The sequence below is a fragment of the Gammaproteobacteria bacterium genome (assembly GCA_029881255.1).
Classification (GTDB): domain Bacteria; phylum Pseudomonadota; class Gammaproteobacteria; order S012-40; family S012-40; genus JAOUMY01.
Genome location: JAOUMY010000008.1, coordinates 132,276 through 151,574, shown reverse-complemented (window position 1 = coordinate 151,574; position 19,299 = coordinate 132,276). Strand labels below are relative to the sequence as shown.

At 47.7% G+C, this 19,299-nt stretch carries 18 protein-coding genes; 13 read left to right on the top strand and 5 right to left on the bottom strand.

Annotated features, from left to right (window positions below; genetic code table 11):
• Positions 1-210 precede the first annotated feature (210 nt).
• From OEZ43_15230 to OEZ43_15200, 7 genes are all read left to right on the top strand, one after another.
• Positions 211-1,008 (top strand): hypothetical protein, encoded by a 798-nt coding sequence (locus OEZ43_15230; GenBank protein MDH5546945.1) that lies wholly within the window; start codon positions 211-213, stop codon positions 1,006-1,008.
• 116 nt (positions 1,009-1,124) lie between these two features.
• A complete protein-coding gene (locus OEZ43_15225) occupies positions 1,125-2,195 on the top strand; it encodes a calcium:proton antiporter (protein ID MDH5546944.1) in 1,071 nt (356 codons plus the stop codon).
• A 58-nt stretch (positions 2,196-2,253) separates the two neighbouring features.
• Positions 2,254-4,923: a calcium-translocating P-type ATPase, PMCA-type gene (locus OEZ43_15220; protein MDH5546943.1), complete on the top strand. Its 2,670-nt coding sequence runs from the start codon at positions 2,254-2,256 to the stop codon at positions 4,921-4,923.
• 103 nt (positions 4,924-5,026) lie between these two features.
• Entirely contained in the window at positions 5,027-5,329 is a 303-nt protein-coding gene (locus tag OEZ43_15215; protein MDH5546942.1) for a hypothetical protein, read from the top strand.
• Positions 5,330-5,605: 276 nt separating this feature from the next.
• Positions 5,606-7,651: a CHAT domain-containing protein gene (locus OEZ43_15210; protein ID MDH5546941.1), complete on the top strand. Its 2,046-nt coding sequence runs from the start codon at positions 5,606-5,608 to the stop codon at positions 7,649-7,651.
• Positions 7,652-7,711: 60 nt separating this feature from the next.
• A complete protein-coding gene (locus OEZ43_15205; protein ID MDH5546940.1) occupies positions 7,712-8,923 on the top strand; it encodes a filamentous hemagglutinin N-terminal domain-containing protein in 1,212 nt (403 codons plus the stop codon).
• Positions 8,923-10,599 carry a hypothetical protein gene (locus OEZ43_15200; GenBank protein ID MDH5546939.1) on the top strand — a complete coding sequence of 559 codons (1,677 nt, stop codon included), beginning with the start codon at positions 8,923-8,925 and terminating at the stop codon, positions 10,597-10,599. The genes OEZ43_15205 and OEZ43_15200 overlap by 1 nt, the downstream gene beginning before the upstream one ends.
• 33 nt (positions 10,600-10,632) lie before the next feature.
• Here the strand turns inward: OEZ43_15200 and OEZ43_15195 are convergent, their stop codons facing one another.
• Positions 10,633-11,325 (bottom strand): SDR family oxidoreductase, encoded by a 693-nt coding sequence (locus OEZ43_15195; GenBank protein ID MDH5546938.1) that lies wholly within the window; start codon positions 11,323-11,325, stop codon positions 10,633-10,635.
• Positions 11,326-11,479: 154 nt separating this feature from the next.
• On the opposite strand from OEZ43_15195, the gene OEZ43_15190 reads away from it, so the two are divergent.
• Positions 11,480-12,010, top strand: a complete 531-nt coding sequence (locus OEZ43_15190) for a polymer-forming cytoskeletal protein (protein MDH5546937.1) — start codon at positions 11,480-11,482, stop codon at positions 12,008-12,010.
• A 21-nt stretch (positions 12,011-12,031) separates the two neighbouring features.
• Complete coding sequence (locus OEZ43_15185; GenBank protein ID MDH5546936.1) at positions 12,032-12,637, top strand: hypothetical protein; 606 nt, start codon at positions 12,032-12,034, stop codon at positions 12,635-12,637.
• Positions 12,638-12,778: 141 nt separating this feature from the next.
• Here OEZ43_15185 and OEZ43_15180 read toward each other — a convergent pair whose 3' ends face one another.
• The gene (locus OEZ43_15180; GenBank protein MDH5546935.1) at positions 12,779-12,991 is read right to left on the bottom strand and encodes a SlyX family protein; all 213 of its coding nucleotides are present in this window, start codon (positions 12,989-12,991) and stop codon (positions 12,779-12,781) included.
• Positions 12,992-13,095: 104 nt separating this feature from the next.
• Here OEZ43_15180 and OEZ43_15175 point away from each other — a divergent pair, with 104 nt between their 5' ends.
• The gene (locus OEZ43_15175; GenBank protein ID MDH5546934.1) at positions 13,096-13,890 is read left to right on the top strand and encodes a DUF2797 domain-containing protein; all 795 of its coding nucleotides are present in this window, start codon (positions 13,096-13,098) and stop codon (positions 13,888-13,890) included.
• Between the two features lie 8 nt (positions 13,891-13,898).
• On the opposite strand, the gene OEZ43_15170 is transcribed toward OEZ43_15175, so the two are convergent.
• Positions 13,899-14,657, bottom strand: a complete 759-nt coding sequence (locus OEZ43_15170; GenBank protein ID MDH5546933.1) for a methyltransferase — start codon at positions 14,655-14,657, stop codon at positions 13,899-13,901.
• A 136-nt stretch (positions 14,658-14,793) separates the two neighbouring features.
• On the opposite strand from OEZ43_15170, the gene OEZ43_15165 reads away from it, so the two are divergent.
• The 3 genes from OEZ43_15165 (at position 14,794) to OEZ43_15155 (ending at position 17,493) form a co-directional block, all read left to right on the top strand.
• Positions 14,794-15,687, top strand: coding sequence for a DMT family transporter (locus OEZ43_15165; protein MDH5546932.1), 894 nt, complete (start codon positions 14,794-14,796; stop codon positions 15,685-15,687).
• Positions 15,684-16,724, top strand: coding sequence for an ABC transporter substrate-binding protein (locus OEZ43_15160; protein MDH5546931.1), 1,041 nt, complete (start codon positions 15,684-15,686; stop codon positions 16,722-16,724). The genes OEZ43_15165 and OEZ43_15160 overlap by 4 nt, the downstream gene beginning before the upstream one ends.
• A gap of 76 nt (positions 16,725-16,800) precedes the next feature.
• Entirely contained in the window at positions 16,801-17,493 is a 693-nt protein-coding gene (locus OEZ43_15155; protein ID MDH5546930.1) for an ABC transporter ATP-binding protein, read from the top strand.
• A gap of 119 nt (positions 17,494-17,612) precedes the next feature.
• Here OEZ43_15155 and OEZ43_15150 read toward each other — a convergent pair whose 3' ends face one another.
• Positions 17,613-18,125: a GNAT family N-acetyltransferase gene (locus OEZ43_15150; protein MDH5546929.1), complete on the bottom strand. Its 513-nt coding sequence runs from the start codon at positions 18,123-18,125 to the stop codon at positions 17,613-17,615.
• Positions 18,126-18,283: 158 nt separating this feature from the next.
• On the bottom strand, positions 18,284-19,294 hold the full coding sequence (locus OEZ43_15145; GenBank protein ID MDH5546928.1) for an ABC transporter ATP-binding protein: 1,011 nt from the start codon (positions 19,292-19,294) through the stop codon (positions 18,284-18,286).
• Positions 19,295-19,299: the final 5 nt, after the last annotated feature.

The following is a 19,299-nucleotide window of genomic DNA, read 5'->3' as shown; positions in this document are numbered from 1 at the left end:
ATGAAACTGCGAAGTACGCACTAAAGACTGACTATAAACCCGTCGCTAATAGCGTGATATTCTGTTCTCATTCAAAAACAGAGTATTCAAAACTAGCTCTTACGGCAGCGGCAATTTGATAGCTTCTTAATTCTAAAGGAGCTATTGAATTTGAACGATAAATAAAGCACAGGTGTTGAGAAACCCCGTTTATGCACGTAAGAGAATCTAATGAATATAACTGCCATTCGGCCGAAAACGCTGCTACTGGTCTACGTACTGCTGACGTGGACAACGCAACTCTATGCCGAGGAAACCCCCGGCCCCGTCGCTCCTGAAACAAACACTGAGCTTATCGTCAGCGATGAAAACGGTAGCTCGCCGCCTGTTGAAACCAACAAGATTGCCGCAGACGCACCAAAGGGTATGTGGGGTCGAACTCAATACTGGGCCAAGAATATCACCTGGAAGGATAATCTAAGCAATATCGCTTTTTCAGCTAATATCGGCCAGTCACGCTTTCTACGCATGGAGGCGGATACACAAGCCTATAGTTTCAGTCTTGCGTATCCCTTTGATGAACGCATAGGTATTCAATTCAGTTGGTTGAATATGGGGCAGCCTACTACACAATATGTTGATACCTATGGCGACGACATCCAGGAATCCGCAAGCGTAACGGCGCTGGCATTTGAGATCAGTACCCGTTTCAAACTATCTTTTGTCCAATCCTATTTTCCAACAAATGGAAGATTGTTGTTCGCAGCCTCGTTGGGAATGTCGTCCTGGAACGTGACCTATCGAATTAATGATTCCAGTCTGGGTACCTCCGAGGACACCGATAAAAATATCGGAATGACATTTTCCGCTGGTCTTTATTATCAATCGCTCCCAAATTGGGAATACCAACTAAAGCTGCAAACGCTGCCAATTACACCCAGCCTGTTTGATGTTGCCGGCGCATCTGAAAACATCATGGCGGCGACGTTTGGCATTAGCTATGCCGGGCTGGGCAAGCTCTTTCGCTAAATTTTCCTAATAGATCTATTTTTTATTAGTGTATTCAGGTGGACCAAAAAACTCGCCTTGCGCCTGACAAACCGGGTTATAATCCAGCGTTATCCTGTTCGTTGATGTGAGAGAAAATGCTTAAACAAGAAGCCACACTCATTGTTGCTGTCATCACCGCAATAATCGGATTTTATGTCGAGCACAGCGTTATTGAGCAGGGTGGCGTGATGTTGGCGGTCGCTTTTACGCTGGTCTTCTCGGTCATTATCGGTGCAGCATTCAGGGTTGCGTACCACGCAGAGGTATTGGCGCAACGTTTTGGTGAACCGTATGGCACCATGTTGTTGACAATCGCTGCGGTAACCGTGGAAGTCGTGATGCTGGTTATCATCATGACCGGTACTGAAAATCCGACTCTCGCCCGAGACACCATTTATTCCGCCATTATGATAGATATGAACGGTATCCTGGGGGTTGCGGCTATCATTGGCGGTATCCACCACGGCGAACAAAAATATAATATGGATGGCTCAAATTCCTATATCTCTATGTTGCTGGTCGCGGTAGGAATCAGCATGTTTATTCCTGAGTTCATATCGGCAGACAATATGAAATCGTATTTCATATTTTCCATACTTGTCACCTTGATACTCTATGTTATTTTTCTGCGTGTACAAACCGTCGAGCATCGCTACTTCTTTCAATACGGAGGCGCAGGCGGACACGAAGAAACGCAAAGTACGCATCAAAAATCCAATAGCTGGCATGTATTGCTGTTGGTTTTCACCATAGTCGTGATTGGAGTATTGGCCGAAATTCTGGCGGTATTTCTTGATCATGGCATGGAAGCAAGCGGTTTGCCTATGGCGATACCAGCAGTTCTGGTGGCATTGATATCGGCGAGTCCCGAGATCTTGACCGCGGTACGCGCGGCAATGAAGGATCAGATGCAGACAGTAATCAATATCGGCTTGGGTGCATCTCTGGCGACGGTATTGTTGACGGTCCCGGTGATCGAGTTTATCGCCCTGATGCAAGGCATACCACTGGAAATGGGATTGACTCCTTTGCAGTCGGCAATGATACTGCTTACTGTATTGGTGGCGATGATTAATCTACACGATGGTGAAAGCAATATGCTCGAAGGCGCGGTGCATTTTGCCTTATTCGCGACGTTTATCGCATTGACATTCATCGCAGGCTAAAAAGCTATTTCGCCGAATGGTTTGACTATTCGATATTTGGTTGAAGGGAAAGCGTGATATGACGACGGAAGTCGCGGCCGAGCGAGAAGCCACGCTGTGGCATACGCAAACCGCGCAACAGGTTTGTCAGAAACTCGATGTGGAAGTCGCGCAAGGCCTTTCTACATCGGAATCCCAGACGCGTTTGCAGCAATATGGCGCAAATCGTCTACCCGAAGCGAGCTCTCGTTCGGCACTCCTCATTTTTATCTCCCAGTTTTCAGACCTGATGGTGTTGATACTGATTGCGGCGGCGGTTGTCTCCGGTCTGGTTGGCGAACTGGCCGACACCATCACGATTATTGTTATTCTGGTTCTTAACGCCGTCATTGGATTTATCCAGGAAATTCGCGCGGAACAGGCGATGAATGCCTTGCGTAAACTCGCCGCGCCATCGGCAAAGGTTCGACGAGATGCTCAGGTAAAGACGATTGATGCGGATGAATTGGTTCCGGGTGACATCATATTGCTCGATGCCGGTGACACGGTACCCGCAGACGCACGCCTGATAGAGTCGGCAAATGCGCGTACCGATGAATCCACCTTAACTGGTGAGTCCGAGCCCGTAGACAAGCATATTGAGCCCATAGCCAAGCCACATGCGTTGGTTGGCGACCGTGTCAACATGGTATTCAAGGGAAGCTTGCTTACCCACGGCCGGGTAGTGGCCGTCGTCGCCGCGACCGGATTAAACACGGAGCTGGGTAGTATTGCTCGGTTACTCGAAAAAGAGGCACAGCCAAAAACCCCATTGCAGGAACGACTGGCTATTTTGGGTAAGCAGCTTGCTTTTGTGGTGTTGTTTGTCTGTGTTGTGCTGTTTGCGGTTGGTCTGTTACGCGGCGAGCCTGCACTTTTGATGTTTCTGACCGCAGTCAGTCTGGCCGTGGCGGCTATTCCTGAAGCCTTGCCGGCGGTGGTGAATATTGCGCTGGCCGTAGGTGCACGCCAGATGTCGGAAAAGAACGCCTTGATCCGACGTCTCCCCGCTGTAGAGTCGCTAGGGTCTGTTACCTATATCTGTACCGATAAGACCGGCACATTGACACTCAACAAGATGCATGCCTCACATGTTTTCGACGCCAATACATGGCAAGCATCAGACAAAGTTGAATCGCTAAACGCATCATTGTTGAAAGCCATGGCCCTGTGTAATGACGCGCAGGTATCGGCAGATACGTTGATCGGCGATCCGACCGAGACAGCAATCCTGGCTTTCGCGCAAGACCAACATCAGAACAAGGATTTTTCGCGGTTACTGGAAAACTATCCTCGCGTTGCCGAAGTACCTTTTGACTCTGTTCGAAAGTCTATGACCACTATGCACCGGGAAGACGCTGTCATCGTTGCGTATAGCAAGGGCTCTCCGGAACGCATCTTGAGTTTGTGTACACATGACGCCAGTACTCGTTTACTGTCAGATCAAGGACGCGCCGAACTCTTGCAGCAGGCAAGGGCAATGGCTGCAAGAGGGCAGCGGGTGCTGGGGTTTGCGCAACGCATCTGGGATAGACAGCCTTCTGTTAAAGACGTCGATAGCATTGAATCGGGTCTGCAATTCCTCGGATTTATCGCTCTCATTGATCCGCCCAGACCTGAAGCCAAAGAGGCGGTGCGTTTGTGTCAGTCTGCTGGCATCGTACCCGTCATGATAACGGGTGATCATGTACTGACGGCGTCGGCAATCGCGCAGGAATTGGGTATTAGCCGCCACGAAGACGAGGTACTCAGTGGCGAAGAGCTTTTCCATTTGAACGATGAACAACTCAACCAAGTCATTCTTGAAAAACGCGTTTATGCGCGTGTTTCCCCGGAACAGAAAATCCGTATCGTTGAAGCGTTACAAAAACAACAACAGTTCGTAGCCATGACGGGTGATGGGGTAAACGATGCCCCCGCGCTACGTTTTGCCCACGTCGGTATCGCCATGGGACGCAAAGGGACTGACGTGGCGCGTGAAGCTTCGGACGTCATTCTGCTTGATGATAACTTCGCCACTATTGTTCATGCCGTGCGCGCCGGTCGGCGCATTTATGACAATATTCGTAAATTCATACGCTATACCATGACCTCAAACGCAGGCGAGGTGTGGACGTTATTGTTGGCACCTTTGGTTGGCATGCCGGTGCCGCTGCTACCGATACATATTCTGTGGATAAATTTAGTGACCGATGGGTTGCCTGGGTTGGCGCTGTCACTGGAAAAGGAAGAACCCAACCTGATGCAACGTCCGCCTCGTCCTCCGCGTGAATCGGTGTTCGCCAATGGTATGTGGCAACACATACTCGTCATTGGTTTGTTAATCGGGCTGCTTTCACTGGGGGTACAGGTGTGGGCGATTGCGCAAGGAATCGAACACTGGCAAACCATGGTTTTTACCGTGTTGACATTTTCTCAACTTGCACACGTGATGGCGATACGTTCTGAAACACAATCTTTATTGCAGTTTGGAATCGGTTCGAATAAAAAGTTATTGTTTGCTGTATCGCTTACCATAGGGTTACAACTACTGATTATCTATTTGCCTTTTTTCAATGATATTTTTAAAACCCAGGCCTTGAGTATTTCAGAGTTACTGATCTGTTGCGGACTATCGTTCATCGTTTTTCTAGCCGTGGAACTTGAAAAATATTTAGTACGAAAAAAATGGATTTATCAAATTCAGGTAGAGACAGGTAAAAGCGCTTGAAAAAATTTGTCGACTGTCTAAGAATAAATCAAATTTAACAAACCATAACAATAACCCACCGTATTTGTCGTTGGGGAAAGACACAATGTAAAGGGAGTATGTCATGACCAGGAAGGTAGCGCCGATTATTGGTCAGTGGTATAGGGAGTCTGGCCGCTTACACTCGTTTAGAGTGACGGATCTGTTGGATGATTCTGTCGAAATTGAATATCAGGACGGGGAGGTCGAACAGATTAGTCTGGAAGATTGGACAGGAGCGCATATTGCCCAAGTTGCGGAGCCTGAGGATATGGACTCATTTCGCGAGACCTTTGATCTTGACGAACCTGGGCTGGATAGCGATGCCTGGGATAACGACAATGAATATCGAGAATTTATGGATTACCAACACGTAGATGATGATTAATACGACGATGTGTTATTTTCGAAACGGGCATCGTACTCGTGTAAATAGTTAGATCATTTCCAAATAATTACCACTCAATGATATGGTGCGCCCTTCGAAGCATGTAATTTTCCTTTTTTTGAAATACAGATCGGATCTTTCGTATATAATGTTTGAAAAAAATTATAAGACGAAATATCAGTGTCTCCCAGGCGTACCACCATTGTTACAATCTTTTTGTTATTCAGTTGGATAGCTGCTGTCCCTTGCTGGTCGACAACACTCCCCAACAATGAAATGCATCACCAATCCTTGGAACAAGGCCGTAGTTCACTTGAAAGCGGTCAGTATTTGGCGGCCATCCGTCATTTTAAGACATACATAGAACACGCTCGTAAGGTTCAGAATCCAGAACGGGAATTACGCGCACTTACCTTGCTTGCACTGGCCTATAGACGTTTATACGACGGTAAAAACGAAAATGAGGTGCTTCATCGTATTCAGGAGTTAGCACCGTCACTGCAAAACAGAGTTGCGGCGAATACTGCCTATGATTTCCTCGCCAAGAGTTATCTGTCTCGACGCCAGTTTAGTCAGGCGCGTGATTTTTTCCACATTCTTGTCCAAGACTATCGCACACAAGGTGAAAACCTAGCGCTTGCCAAGATACTACTGGATATTGGCTATACCGATGTCCAGGTAAAGGACTGGCAATTGGCTGAGCAGGCATTTTCCGAATCACTGGACTTAGCGCAGCGCCTGAATGATTCTAAGATAGAAATTATTGCTGCCCTGAATCTGGCAAGGGTAAAACTGCAAATGGGAAGCCTTGATGGTGTGTCGACGTTATTGGGCGACCTTGTTTCAACACTCGATACCGTAAATGATTATGCATTCACCATTGAACATTGTCTTAATCTTGGAAGTCTGTACCGAGATTTTTCGAAACGTTCAAAGAATAAAGGAGTGTGGCGGAAACGAGCCCTGCAACAATATCAGAATGCGCTCAGCCTTGCTGAAAACACAAAAGATTTACGCAGCCTATCCTATGCCTGGGGAATGTCCGCGATACTCTATCGCGACGAGGGGCGTTTTGCCGAGGCGCTGCACATGTTTAGACAGGCTAGTATTTTTGCGCATAAGAGTGACTCGCCAGATAGTATGTATCGCTGGGATATTGAACTGGCAATACTCGCCGACATTGCTAAGGATGACAATGCCGGTCAGTTAATGCATGCAGCACACAATCAACTGCGGAATCTTCTCGAACAGGTCGCGCACAATGAACCTGACGCTTATGCCATGATTGTGCGTCCGTTCATCGAACAATACTTGTCATTTTTAGCTCAGGACAAATCACCGGAGAGTGCTAGACGGGCGTGGCAAGCGATGGAAACCTTGAGGATGAGTGAAGCGATGTCGCGGTTTCCTCTTGTTAGCGAAACTACGTCTCACACACTCCTTCCTGAACTGGCATCAAATGACGCGCGTTTCTATAACTTCATTGGAAAGAATAAGTCGTTTGTTGTTTTACAGAAAGGTAAGGAATATTTATTTCATCAGCTTAGGGCTAAACGCGATCAGATATACCAGAATGTAGTCGATATGCGTGCGGCAATTGAACGTGAATATGACATTACTCCCTCCTCAATAAAACTATACAAATTATTTTTGGCGCCTTTTGAAAAAGCGCTACAAACAGTCAATACATTAGCATTCAGTCTTGATGGGCTCACCCGCGCAATTCCTGTAGCCTCACTTTATACGGGCAAGAAATATCTGGTGGAAAAATATAGCCTGAGCTACTTTCATGCCACAGGACTACGCAATATGTCTTGGGGAACGAAAGACGTTTCAATGTCAGACTCGGAGCGCGCGGAGTTTTTTAGTAAGGGCATAAGCAAGACTTTTTCCGGACTTGGAAATTTGCCACTGGCGGGACTTTTGGCACCGGGGTTCCGTTTGTGGTACACGTCACAGCATTTTGAAATTGATAGTCCGTCGAATGTATCTGATATAGACAAATCCTATTCTATCGAGGAATTGGAAGTTTCCTTACGAGAATTTCTTTCTACTGGTGGATATGACGTCTTGGTCATGGGGGAATATGCGAATGCACCGGATGAGAGTGTGTTAACCCTCCTGCCTATACGATTCTCGGTATCGTTTTGTTTGACGCCGATGTGGCAACAGGAAAAGGGAAAGGAATTTCTTCAAAAACTAATATCTACGGTACCTCAGAAGTTTTCTCCTATAGATGCTGTGCGTGATATACAAGTGGCGATGATTAAGGAGAAACAACCCGCAAAATATTGGGCGGGTCTGATGGTGACTACGCATTAATTTTTTCCGTATTAGAAAATACCGATGTTTAGAAGAATGAGAAGAAGTGTTGACAGTCGAATGAAAAGAAAAATAGAAAAGTATTCATACAGTAGCGTATTGCTATCGGTACTACTTGCCACGTCAGGGTACGTCTATGCAGAAGTTGAGTTTGACGGAACACTGGGTGAGAGAGCTCTTCTGCTCGGGCCGGACTATGCTATTACAGAATCGTATGGACAGCGCCAAGGCAATAATCTGTTCCATAGTTTTCGGAGCTTCAATGTCGGTGAAGGTGAGCACGCAAGGTTTTCCGGTACTGCCGGTATTGACCACATATTTGCGCGTGTTACCGGTGGGAATAGCAGTTATCTGGACGGTTTGGTATCCAGCGATATCGATGGTGTTAATCTTTGGATAATTAATCCTTCAGGGGTGATTTTTGGCAAGAATTTCAGACTGGACATTCATGGCGCCTTTATATCGAGCACGGCGACGGATATAGAATTTGGTGACGGGAGTTTGTTTTCATCGTCAACGGAATCGACCACGACGAGCAGACTGAACCCTAATAGAATCCGACTTGATGCAGCGAATAGCGCACCGATATTGGTTTCGGGTACGGTGATTGAGGATGCGCCAGGATTGAGTCTCTATTTGGTCAGCAACGACGTTATAGTAAATAACGCAAGAGTTGATATTGGAAAATATTTTGCGGGAAATCGCGGTCGTATTGATAGCGTTGAATTGACGTCAAGCAATAATGAGCCGCTAAATGGCAGGGTCGATATCATCAACACCGATATAACAGCGGACAAGTCAGTTGATATTGGTGCCGGCCTTGTTTCCTTTCAACACAATACTGTCACCTTGAATGAGGGCGCTAAAATGCGTATTGAAGGTGAGCGGATATATGTTTCTCTTTCCGACATCAATTCGGAAAATCCTCAAGATGTCCAACTAATGGCCTCTCAGGAAGTAAATATTGTAGAGAGTGATGATTTTTTTATAGGTCAGGGGGCGGTGGGTACCGTAACCGATTCAGTTGGATTTGAAACAACAGTATCCGGAAACGCCGGGTCTGAAGCAAACTGGTCTATCGTATCGTCGACGGGATCCGTCGAAAACCTATTAAATGGCAAAATAGAAAAAACTGTCAATGCGCGAGATGCGGCAGACGTATGCTCAAGCGAAGCTTTACAGGTACAGGGGAGAGTGAGATGGAGGTCTGCGCCTGGAAACTATAAACCCTATTCGGATAGCTATATTCAGATGGGACGAGAATGTTACTAATGCGAGTTCGACTATTGTTTCTCATGGTTTTGACAGTTTCTTATCCTGTATTTGGTTTTGCAGGTATTGACGGGTTAACGCAACGCTGGAATCAAGAAGTGGAAATGGACAGTGAACTCATCAGGGATAGCAACACTCAGGCGGATAGGGTGTTGCCCGTATTTGCGATTAGTCGCGCACAAAAACAGCTGATCGATGAGCTAAGGACGCCGACGGTGACTGGCTTTGAACTACAGGGAAGTGTAGTTATCGACCAAACTGTTGTCGATACGCTACTCGCAGATTACCTGGGCAAAACCTTGAGTAACACCGAACTTAATGACGTCGCGGCCCACATCAATACCTATTATAAACAGCAGGGGTATATTTCCGCGCAGGTAAGTCTCGCTGACCCAGCTATCACAAATGGCATTGTGAGAATGGTGGCACAGGAAAGTCATATTAGCCGTTTACAGATTGCCGGAAACAGACGCTTGAGTAAAGAAGTCGTTGCAGAACATTTTCGTTCAGTGTCAACAGAACCCATGAATGCCAAAACACTTTCGCATTCCTTGCAGCAACTGCGATCGCATCCGATGATTGATAGCGTTCAGGCCTATCTCTATCCTCTCCATCAGGACGCGCAATACGCACTACTTCTCAGAGTTAATGAAAACAAGCCTTATGAGTATGCTATTAGCGTGAACAACTATCAGTCACCACTGATAGGCGCGGAGGGCGTTCACGTGAGTACGCGCTACAATAATTATTTTGGCTGGTCCGAACGCGCCCAGCTATCACTCTATAAATCCTGGTACCACACCCAACTCGGTTTCTCGTACGACATGCCGCTCAGACAATCGCATATTATGCTGTTGGCTGGCGGAAGCTATTCAAGTGGTCAGATCAATAACAAAGAACTACCCGAATCCGGCAATTCAAACGAGTCTTTCGATACAGAATTACGCAACGAAAATCGTGTGATACACCTTGAGCTTGGGTATCGATCTTCAAGATGGCAAGGGAGCCAGCTGTTTCGCGCTGGCTTGCAATGGCAAAAAATGCAAACGAAAATTGCCGACACAAGTGATTTGTTCGACGAACCAGATGTATATGCGCTACGTTTTGGGTGGCGGGGAGACACCGTCGTTCGCAGTTTTATGCTTGAGTTTGATACTGCCTATCGATGGAATCTGTTTGGCGCGGCACAGCCATCCGGCTATAGAGGACAACTACAATATCATGTGCAACTGTCCTCACCCGTGGGAATCATTGACACCGATAGCCTGTTGTTCAAAATCGCGGGGCAATTTGCGCCCGGTGCATTGGCAAGTATTGATCGCTACCCTTTGGGAGGCCGTTACTCCCTGCGTGGCATTCGAGAAAATGCCTTGCTGGCCGACAATGTACTGAGTATGAGTCTCGACTATCATTTACCACTGTTGATTGATGCCTGGTTAATAGGGGAACAACGTGTGATGCTCATACCATTCGTCGACTATGGGCAAGCAAATGTGATGGCGCAACGTACGTTGAATACTTTGATTAGTACGGGACTAGGACTGCGATGGCAAAGTCGGGAGTCTTACGCGGCAGAGTTGTTTTGGGCATGGGCACCGGGTAAGAAAGATGATTATAGCGGTAGAAACTTGCAGGATTTTGGAGTGAGCTTCAATTTCAGCTACCGCTATTTTTAGGTATCCCAAGATACCGTTTTCTGAGTTGTTGCATTACCAGGGAATCACACTACCATCGATATCGAAAAAACGACCGCTATTTTTTATTGTTACGCGATCCATGATAGCAAACATTTTGGCAACGCTTTCCGCGGTACTAATTTCCGCATTAGGACCACCCATTTCAGTTTTAACCCAACCAGGGTGATGCAGGGTGCAGGTAATACCACGCGATTTTAAGTCGATACTCAGGCTTTTCACTACCGCATTGAGTGCAGTTTTACTGCTGCGATAGATATAACAACTACCCGAACCATTGTCATCGATACTGCCCATCTTGCTCGTGAGCGTGGCAATCAGTTTCCGTTCGCCGCGTTCCAAATGTTCAATAAATGCTTCTACCATTTGGTATGGTGCGATGGTGTTGACGCGAAAGGTTTTAATCCAGTCGTCTACGTCAACATCGTTAAAACGCTGCTGCATCGAACCATAACGACCTGCATTGTTAACGAGTATGTCTATTGGTTCCTCAATTGTTTTGGCCAAGGCCTGAATCTGTTCAAAATTATTCATATCAAGAGGGTGTACAGAAACCTTACCAGCGGAAGAGGCGGCAAGATCATGCAATTCGTTTGCGTCTGTCGGGTTTCTGCAACATGCGAAGACGCGCCATCCCCGTTGCGCCGATTGACGTACCATTTCCAAACCGATGCCACGAGATGTGCCGCTTATCAAAATGTTTGTCATCTTTTATCACCGCCGGGTCGAAATTTTGACAAAAATATACCATATTTATTTGTGCGTCTGAATTAATCGTTGTGAGTTTCAGTGCTTAGCAAATCAGGCAGGATTTATGCACTAATTCGCCTCTGGCAATTATTATTTAACGAGGAATAAAACCATGTGGAAAAAGCCATTTGCGGAACGCAGTGAGCCGGAGGTGGAACAACGCCCAGAGCCAAATTTTTCGGCGGATGGACGCGAGCGCGCCTTGGTTGGTCCATCTATTGTCATTACTGGCGGGCTGGCCGGTGAAGAAGACGTCTGTATTCAGGGCCGCGTTGAAGGAACCATAGATTTCAAAGGTTATAGTGTCACCATTGGGCAACATGGTCGTGTCAAAGCCGATATCAACGCCAGAGAAATCTGCGTGGAAGGTAAGTTGGAAGGAAATCTTCACGGTGAGGAACGCGTTGAGATTCGCGCTTCCGGGCGAGTCATCGGCAATATCGAATCCCCTCGTGTCGTGATGCAGGACGGCGCTATGTTCAAAGGTTCGATAGATATGAGTAAGCGTGAAGCGGCTAAAGCCGGTGGAAATGCCACACACAAAGAGGCACTATCCAAAATGCCGCCCAATACCCGTACCCCTGACACTAAAGCGGGAATCAGCAGTTCCGTCGTCAAGACAGGCACGAATAACGGTAACTAGACCCGGCCCAGGAGGGATGACGTGAGACTTGCGGTAAAAGATGGACCGATTTCCTATGTAGATCAGCACAACGGTGGCACAAACTTTTTAGCCTTGCGCGAAATGTTTTCTCGCCTTCCTGGCGGTCGACCGATTAAAGTGCTGGATCTGGGCATGGCCTGGAATTCCAACATTCAGTTTTTTTCTAATTTTCGCGCCCATTTGTTCGTCGAAGATCTGTTTCGTTGGAAGACACGCATGGAGTCTAAGAAAACGGGGCAGAGCATTACGGACTTATTACAGCCATATCCGCAAGGGCTGCAATTTGATGTGATTTTATTCTGGGACTTGTTTGATTATCTCAGCAACAAAGAGCTGGAGGCGTTGATCCAGCACCTCACACCGTTTTGTAAACGCGGCACGCTAATGTTTTTTGTGACTTCCACGCTGGAAAAGATTCCCTCACAGCCAGCGATATTCAAAATTATCGATGCCGAACACCTGCTATACGAAACCACAACATCGGCGGTGTCACAAGGTCGTCAACACCGACAGGCGGGTATACAACGTTTGTTACCGGGTTTTCGTCTGGTGCGCGCTTTTCGTATGAGCAATGGTATGGAGGAATATCTCTATATTTACGAATAGTTTCACCTGGATCAATAGAAACTTATCGCAAAATAATGGCGTTCTTTGATAGAGACGCCATTGCTTTTATGGACGATATGGCGCCCAATTCAGGAGCAACGGCGAGTATTCCATACCGTAACACGGCTCCCCAGTAATGTCTCAATAATGCGGTGGCTTTTCATCCCCCGGCTTGTTTTGCAGAAGTGGCATGAGTTGCGTCACTTGTCCTTGCACTCTTTGTAGCAAAGATTTCAGCGCGGCCATTTCCAGGTTTTGACGCGTGATGACCTCATTCAACTCTTCTATCGTGTGTTCCTGCATCATCAGTCGGCTTTCAAGCTCGTCGAGGCGAGCCGAATGTTGCGTATCCATAGTGGGTAAATCCATCGATGTCATAGTGGCGCCCATAATAGTATAATCAGCGCTCTTCGTCATGAACTCAGGTTAGCGGTATGTGTAGTGGGAATTTATCTAAAATGGCGGTCACTCTCTCGGACCCTGTGCAATACAGTCTTCGACTCGGTGACGAGCTGGTTTCTTTGAATCCCCATATTGGTAAACACATCTCGCTGATTCATACGGGCAATATATTTTGTACGGCCTGTGGACGAAAAACCAAAAAGAGTTTTGGGCAAGGCTACTGTTTTCCCTGCACTCAAAAACTGGCGGAATGCGATATCTGTATCGTACGCCCGGAAAAGTGTCACTATGACCAGGGGACATGTCGTGAACCCGAATGGGCAGAGAAACATTGCATGCAAGCACACGTCGTCTATCTCGCCAATGCCTCTGGTCTAAAGGTAGGCATCACCCGTCAGTCACAGATTCCTACCCGCTGGATAGACCAGGGGGCGCAACAGGCCATGCCTATTATCAGGGCTGCGACCCGCTTTCAGGTAGGATTGATCGAGGACGGTTTAAAGGCGTTTATCGCGGATAAAACCGATTGGCGCAAAATGTTGAAGAACGATACTGAGGAGAGGGATCTTTGTCAGGCGCGAGATGAGTTGCTGGAGCAAGGTGGCGCGGTCATAGACGCCGTGATGACAAGGTTTCCTGGTGCGATTGAGATTTTGGAAAACCAGGAAGTGGTGACAATTCAATATCCAGTAACCGAGTATCCGACAAAAATCAGTTCGCTTAACTTTGACAAAACCCCGGAAGTTGGAGGCACTCTTCAGGGGATAAAAGGGCAGTATTTAATTTTTGATACCGGTGTTATCAATATGCGCAAGTTCACAGGCTACGAGATAGGTTTTAAAGCCGGGTAGCGTGCGTATCATTTCGCTGCGGTCTCTGATTTACGCATGATCAGGTAAACTATTGGTTCGCGATCGTGATCGATAGCATTCACCATGTCCATTTTGATGATTCTCAGACCGTTGTCGTCCGCCATTTTCTGTATTTTGGGTATGTTGTATATCCAGCCTGATTGATAGTAGATACGTCCCATTGGGTTGAGGTAGGTTTGTACTTCGCGAAAAAAACGCTCATGTACTTTCCATAGACCTTGGGAACCCTCGTCCCAGGGATAATCGATGTTGTTGATGATGACGTCGAAGGTTTCTCCCTTCTTGATCGGCGCAAACAAATCACCTGCACGTGTTTCTACGATGTGGCTAACGCCGTGTCCATTGGCATTGAAGGCGGCATTATCGGCGGCGTATTGGTATAAATCCGTGGCCACCACGCGGCTGGCTTTTTCCGCCGCGAATATGGCCTGTATGCCAGAGCCTGTGCCAAGGTCCAGTACGGTTTCGCCTGGGTTGACGTTGATGTGCTCCAGAAAATAGATGCTCTGCACACTGGGAACGGTCACCGAAGGAAACACATAAAAGTATTTATAGTGCGCCTTGACCTTGCGCATAGGCAGCAATGGTATGGGTTGATCGACAAATTCCATATAGATCAGATCAAACTTGCCCGGATGCACAATCGGCAGATACACGGTTTTCTGCTGTATGAGAAAATTTTTACTGTCTTCGGCTACGGCTGCAGACATTGAAACTAGCAGCCACAACATTACAAATCTGCGCATGGTTGATTACGTCGGTTGTTTTGTGTCATTTTGGCACAATGACAAACCTAAATGCCAATGTGTCGAAAAATTCTATATCGGTACTTTTCCTGCAAAACCCGAGGGTATATTTCACTACCAATCTGCGAGGAGGTCTATGACAGGCGCCCTGGCTGCGCTAGCGTCGGCCTTTTGCTGGGCCTTGTCAGCAATTCTATTCCGCCAGTTGGGCGAACATTTACCTGCAATGGCGATGAATCTGTTCAAAGGATTGATCGCGGTGTTGATTATGGGCGTGTTCGTCTTTGGCAGCGGATCGGGTATGCCGTTAACGGATGCGCTGTGGTTGCTTCTACTAAGTGGCCTATTGGGAATTTTTCTCGGCGACACCCTGTATTTTTTGACACTGGTGAGGCTGGGTCCACGCGCAACTCTATTGCTTGGCACCCTGATTCCGATCAGCGCTGGATTGATTGCCATCGTATTGTTTGATGAAATCGTTGGCGTTCTGGCCTGGGTAGGTATGGCTTTAACGCTGGCGGGGGTGAGCAGTGTGCTGTGGAACAGGAGCGAACCAGGACATGGTACCGATCAGTGGAAAAGTGGTATCGGCTTTGGTTTGATGTTTGTGCTGGCCAATGCGGGTAGTGTGTTATTGATCAAAGGCGGGGTACAGGACTTATCGGCCATGCAGGCGAGCCTGGTGCGTCATAGCGCGGCAATAGTCGCATTATTGGCCTGGGGTCTGGCTAGTAGCGCGCTGCCAAACTGGACGCGCCCAATCGTGCATGATTCCCGGGTGCGCTGGTTGCTGATACTGGCCTCGGTACTCGGGGCGTTTCTTGGGAGTTGGTTGTCGGTTGTGGCATTGAAGTTCGCGCCAGCGGTGGTAGCAGTAACGTTGAATTCCACCAGTCCCTTGTTTATTCTGCCGTTAGCAGCGTGGTTTTTAAGAGAGCGTGTCAGCTTGCGCTCAGTTTTCGGTGCAATTATTGCGATCGTGGGGATCGGGTTGTATTTTTTAAGTGAACATCAGGGAGTCGTTTTGTGAAAAAGAAAATCGAGCAAACAAGGGAAATGTTAGTTTTTTGCGTGCTTGCGTTAGTCGCAATGTGCAGCACTTTGGCAGTACAGGCCAAAGAACTGTTGGAAGTACCGATCGGCATTTCGCCGGTGATGAGTTCCGCCGCGATGTTTATTGCGACGGAAAAAGGCTATTTCGAAGAACAGGGGATCAAGCCGGTAATCAATCCCTTTAAGGCCTCAGGCGCCAAAATGGTGCCGTTTCTGGCAACCGGACAACTACTAGTGGGTGGTGGCAATATCAATGCAGGTATGTATAACGCCATCTCTCACGATATTCCTATTCGCATTGTTTCAGATAAGGGAACGGTGAGCCCAGGACATGGCTATCTGGCCTTGATTGTGCGCAAAGATCTGGTGGACAGCGGGCGTTACAAAACCTTTGCCGATCTGAAAGGAATGCGTATGGCGGTGACAGCACGTGGTGTGTCGCAGGAGATTGTCACCGAAATGTATTTGAAAAAGGCCGGTCTCAGTCTGGATGACATTACCATGAACACTCTGGCCTATGCGGATATCAATATTGCACTGGCAAACAAATCTATTGATGCCAGTGTTCAGATCGAGCCGTTTGTTGCCTCGGCAACAGAAAATGCGATTGCGGTACGCGTCGCGGGTGACGATGAGATCTATCCCGATCAGCAAAGCGCAGCGATATTTTATTCACCGGTGTTTATGCAAAAACATCCGCAACAGGCCAAGGGCTTTATGGTGGCCTATGTCAAAGCATTGCGAGACTATAACGATGCCTTTGAAAAAGGTATCAACAAGGACGAAATCATCCGTATTCTGACGAAGTACACACGTATCCAGGACGAGAAGGTGTATACCAAAGTGGTGCCAGTCGGTTTGTCGCCCGATGGTCTGGTAAACGTCGCCAGTTTAAAAGCGGATGCGCAATGGTATCACCAGCGAGGCTATCTGAAAGAGGCGGCGGATGTTGATAGCATTGTTGACCTGAGTTACGCGCAACACGCGGTCAAGGTATTGGGCCCCTATAAATAGCGAGTCGACTGCTATTCAAACAGCACATTTTACGCTTAGCGGTCTGAGTAAGCGCTTTGTCAATAAAGCGCAAACTATTCAGGCATACGAACGTCTCGATCTTACTGTGCCACAAGGTCAGTTTTGCGCCATCGTTGGTCCCAGCGGTTGTGGCAAGACGACCTTGTTGCGCACATTGGCGGGGCTGGAATCCGTTAGTGAGGGAACGATGGCATTCCAGCACGGCGTGAATCACCGCGTCGATATGGTGTTTCAGGAACCCGATCTTTTTCCGTGGATGAGTTTGCAGCGCAATATCGAATTTCTGCTAGAAAACAATCCGCGGATTCCCAAAACCGAAGTGACAGCGAGGGCGAGGTTGGCCCTGCAACAGGTCGATCTGGGTGAGTTCTGCGATTATCTGCCACACCAGGTATCGGGTGGGATGAAGCAGCGAGTGTCTATTGCGCGCAGTTTTGCCTGCGAGGCGGATCTATTGCTGATGGATGAGCCGTTTGTGTATCTGGATTATCAAAGTCGCCTGCACTTGCATCAGTTATTGCTGGATATGTGGAGTGAAAAACAGGCAACGATAGTCTTTGTCACCCATGACATCGAAGAGGCGGTTTTTCTGGCTGATCGTGTGCTGGTCATGAGCAAACGCCCGGGCAGAATTATTCGTGATACCGAACTTCCGTTTTCCCGTCCGCGTCAGTTGAGCGAGTTGCGTCGTAATCCTGAATATATCGAAACCGTGGAAGAGTTGACGCAATTAATTTTGTCATCCTAGTTTTGGTTTTCTGTTTGACATAGAACTAGCGATGGCTAGTCAGACGTCAGATTTTCAATGTCTAGCCGTATTTGAAAATGTTCAATAGTATCGATTTGACTAAAGTTCTCAGCGGATTTCTACGTTCTGTTTAGACGAAAGATTAGTGTCTCGTTGCCTGACATCAGGATTTTTTTCTCTTCATTCATACCGAGGCGTTGGGCGAGTTGTATTGAGCGCTGGTTGTGAGGATGTATCAGGCTAATCACCGAGTCTTCTTCCAGCTGATTAAAAGCGAATGCAATGCTCGCGCGTGCACCTTCCTCTGCATAGCCATGCCCCCAGTGTGCTGGATCCAGTAGCCAACCGACTTCCAGTCCCGGCCAACCCGCAGGATTGAATAAACCGATGCGGCCGATCAATTCTTTCGACTCTTTGAGTTCGACCGCCCACAGGCCGTATCCACGAAGTTGCCAATGGCCGAGTAACCAGGCGAAATTGTTCCATGCCTTTTCCTTACTCCGAATCTGTCCGTCGCCGATATATGCCATGATTTGTTTATCAGACATCCATCGCGCATAGACAGAAAAGTCTTCGCGGGTAAACTGACGTAGCGCCAGACGCTGCGTTTCCAGTGTTTGATCCGATGGCATAATAAATTGATATTAGTTAAGTAACACGTGCAAGTTTATCGCGTGTATGAGGCGAGTTCCAGTATACGAATTTGAATGCGGAAAATTGGCAGAGCGGCCAGTGAAACCGTGGTATCACTGGCCGCTCTGTTTAGTCTTCAGAGAATTGGAAGACAGAGTTACTTCAATGGAAAGTGACAGGCAACAATATGTTCGTCGCTGTCTGTCTGCAAGCGTGGTTCATTATTGGGATCGGTACACAATGCCGGTTGACCTTTCTCCGCATAAATAGGGCAGCGCGGCGCGAATCGACAGCCGCCGGTCGGTCTGGCAAAGTCGTAAACTCCCCAGTTGGTGCCTTCTTCCTGCGGACGACTGTCGGCCTCTTTCGCCGAACCATCACCCAGAGATGACCAGAGTATTTGGGTGTAAGGATGCTTCGGTGTCTTGGCAATTGCCTTGGCCGGACCCATTTCGACGATACGTCCGAGATACATAACCGCGATGCGATGACTGAGTATTTCCACCAGATGTAAATCGTGAGAGATAAACAGATATGACAGGCCGAGGTTTTTCTGCAAGTCCAGCATCAGATTGACTACCTGTGCCTGTATGGACACGTCAAGCGCACTGGTAGGTTCGTCAGCGACGATAAACTTCGGTTGTACCGCAAGCGCGCGCGCAATACCCACGCGACGCTTCTCACCACCTGAGAGTTCGGTCGGGAAGTTGGTCAATTTGCCTAACTGCAGATTCACCATTTCCATCAATTCCTTGATGCGACTCTTGACCTGATCTTCGCTCAATTCCTTGTTGTGTATCATGACGGCCTCTTTGAGTACGTCATAGATTTTCATCGTCGGATTCAAGGCGGCGTCAAGATCCTGGAATATCATCTGTATGTCTTTGCGATACGGACGAAATTCTTTTTCCTTCAACGAGGTGATATCGGTTCCGTTATAGAGTATCTGTCCGTCAGTAACGGAATTGAGTTTGAGTATGGCCTTGCCCGATGTGGTCTTTCCGCAACCGGATTCGCCCACCAGGCCCAGCGTTTCATTGGGATAGACATGAAAACTGATATCGTCGACAGCGGGTATCGTGCTATCGCTATCGGAACCAGAAAACAGACCGCCTTTTTGCGCGAAATGCTTTTTCAGGTTTTTAACTTCAATAATCGGCTTTTTCATCTTGT

What these genes read in the sequence shown, in the direction of transcription:
- OEZ43_15230 (MDH5546945.1), top strand. Translation starts at nt 211, where the DNA reads ATGAATATAACTGCCATTCGGCCGAAAACGCTGCTACTGGTCTACGTA.
- OEZ43_15225 (MDH5546944.1), top strand. Translation starts at nt 1,125, where the DNA reads ATGCTTAAACAAGAAGCCACACTCATTGTTGCTGTCATCACCGCAATA.
- OEZ43_15220 (MDH5546943.1), top strand. Translation starts at nt 2,254, where the DNA reads ATGACGACGGAAGTCGCGGCCGAGCGAGAAGCCACGCTGTGGCATACG.
- OEZ43_15215 (MDH5546942.1), top strand. Translation starts at nt 5,027, where the DNA reads ATGACCAGGAAGGTAGCGCCGATTATTGGTCAGTGGTATAGGGAGTCT.
- OEZ43_15210 (MDH5546941.1), top strand. Translation starts at nt 5,606, where the DNA reads ATGCATCACCAATCCTTGGAACAAGGCCGTAGTTCACTTGAAAGCGGT.
- OEZ43_15205 (MDH5546940.1), top strand. Translation starts at nt 7,712, where the DNA reads ATGAAAAGAAAAATAGAAAAGTATTCATACAGTAGCGTATTGCTATCG.
- OEZ43_15200 (MDH5546939.1), top strand. Translation starts at nt 8,923, where the DNA reads ATGCGAGTTCGACTATTGTTTCTCATGGTTTTGACAGTTTCTTATCCT.
- OEZ43_15195 (MDH5546938.1), bottom strand. Translation starts at nt 11,325, where the DNA reads ATGACAAACATTTTGATAAGCGGCACATCTCGTGGCATCGGTTTGGAA.
- OEZ43_15190 (MDH5546937.1), top strand. Translation starts at nt 11,480, where the DNA reads ATGTGGAAAAAGCCATTTGCGGAACGCAGTGAGCCGGAGGTGGAACAA.
- OEZ43_15180 (MDH5546935.1), bottom strand. Translation starts at nt 12,991, where the DNA reads ATGGATACGCAACATTCGGCTCGCCTCGACGAGCTTGAAAGCCGACTG.
- OEZ43_15175 (MDH5546934.1), top strand. Translation starts at nt 13,096, where the DNA reads ATGGCGGTCACTCTCTCGGACCCTGTGCAATACAGTCTTCGACTCGGT.
- OEZ43_15170 (MDH5546933.1), bottom strand. Translation starts at nt 14,657, where the DNA reads ATGCGCAGATTTGTAATGTTGTGGCTGCTAGTTTCAATGTCTGCAGCC.
- OEZ43_15165 (MDH5546932.1), top strand. Translation starts at nt 14,794, where the DNA reads ATGACAGGCGCCCTGGCTGCGCTAGCGTCGGCCTTTTGCTGGGCCTTG.
- OEZ43_15150 (MDH5546929.1), bottom strand. Translation starts at nt 18,125, where the DNA reads ATGCCATCGGATCAAACACTGGAAACGCAGCGTCTGGCGCTACGTCAG.
- OEZ43_15145 (MDH5546928.1), bottom strand. Translation starts at nt 19,294, where the DNA reads ATGAAAAAGCCGATTATTGAAGTTAAAAACCTGAAAAAGCATTTCGCG.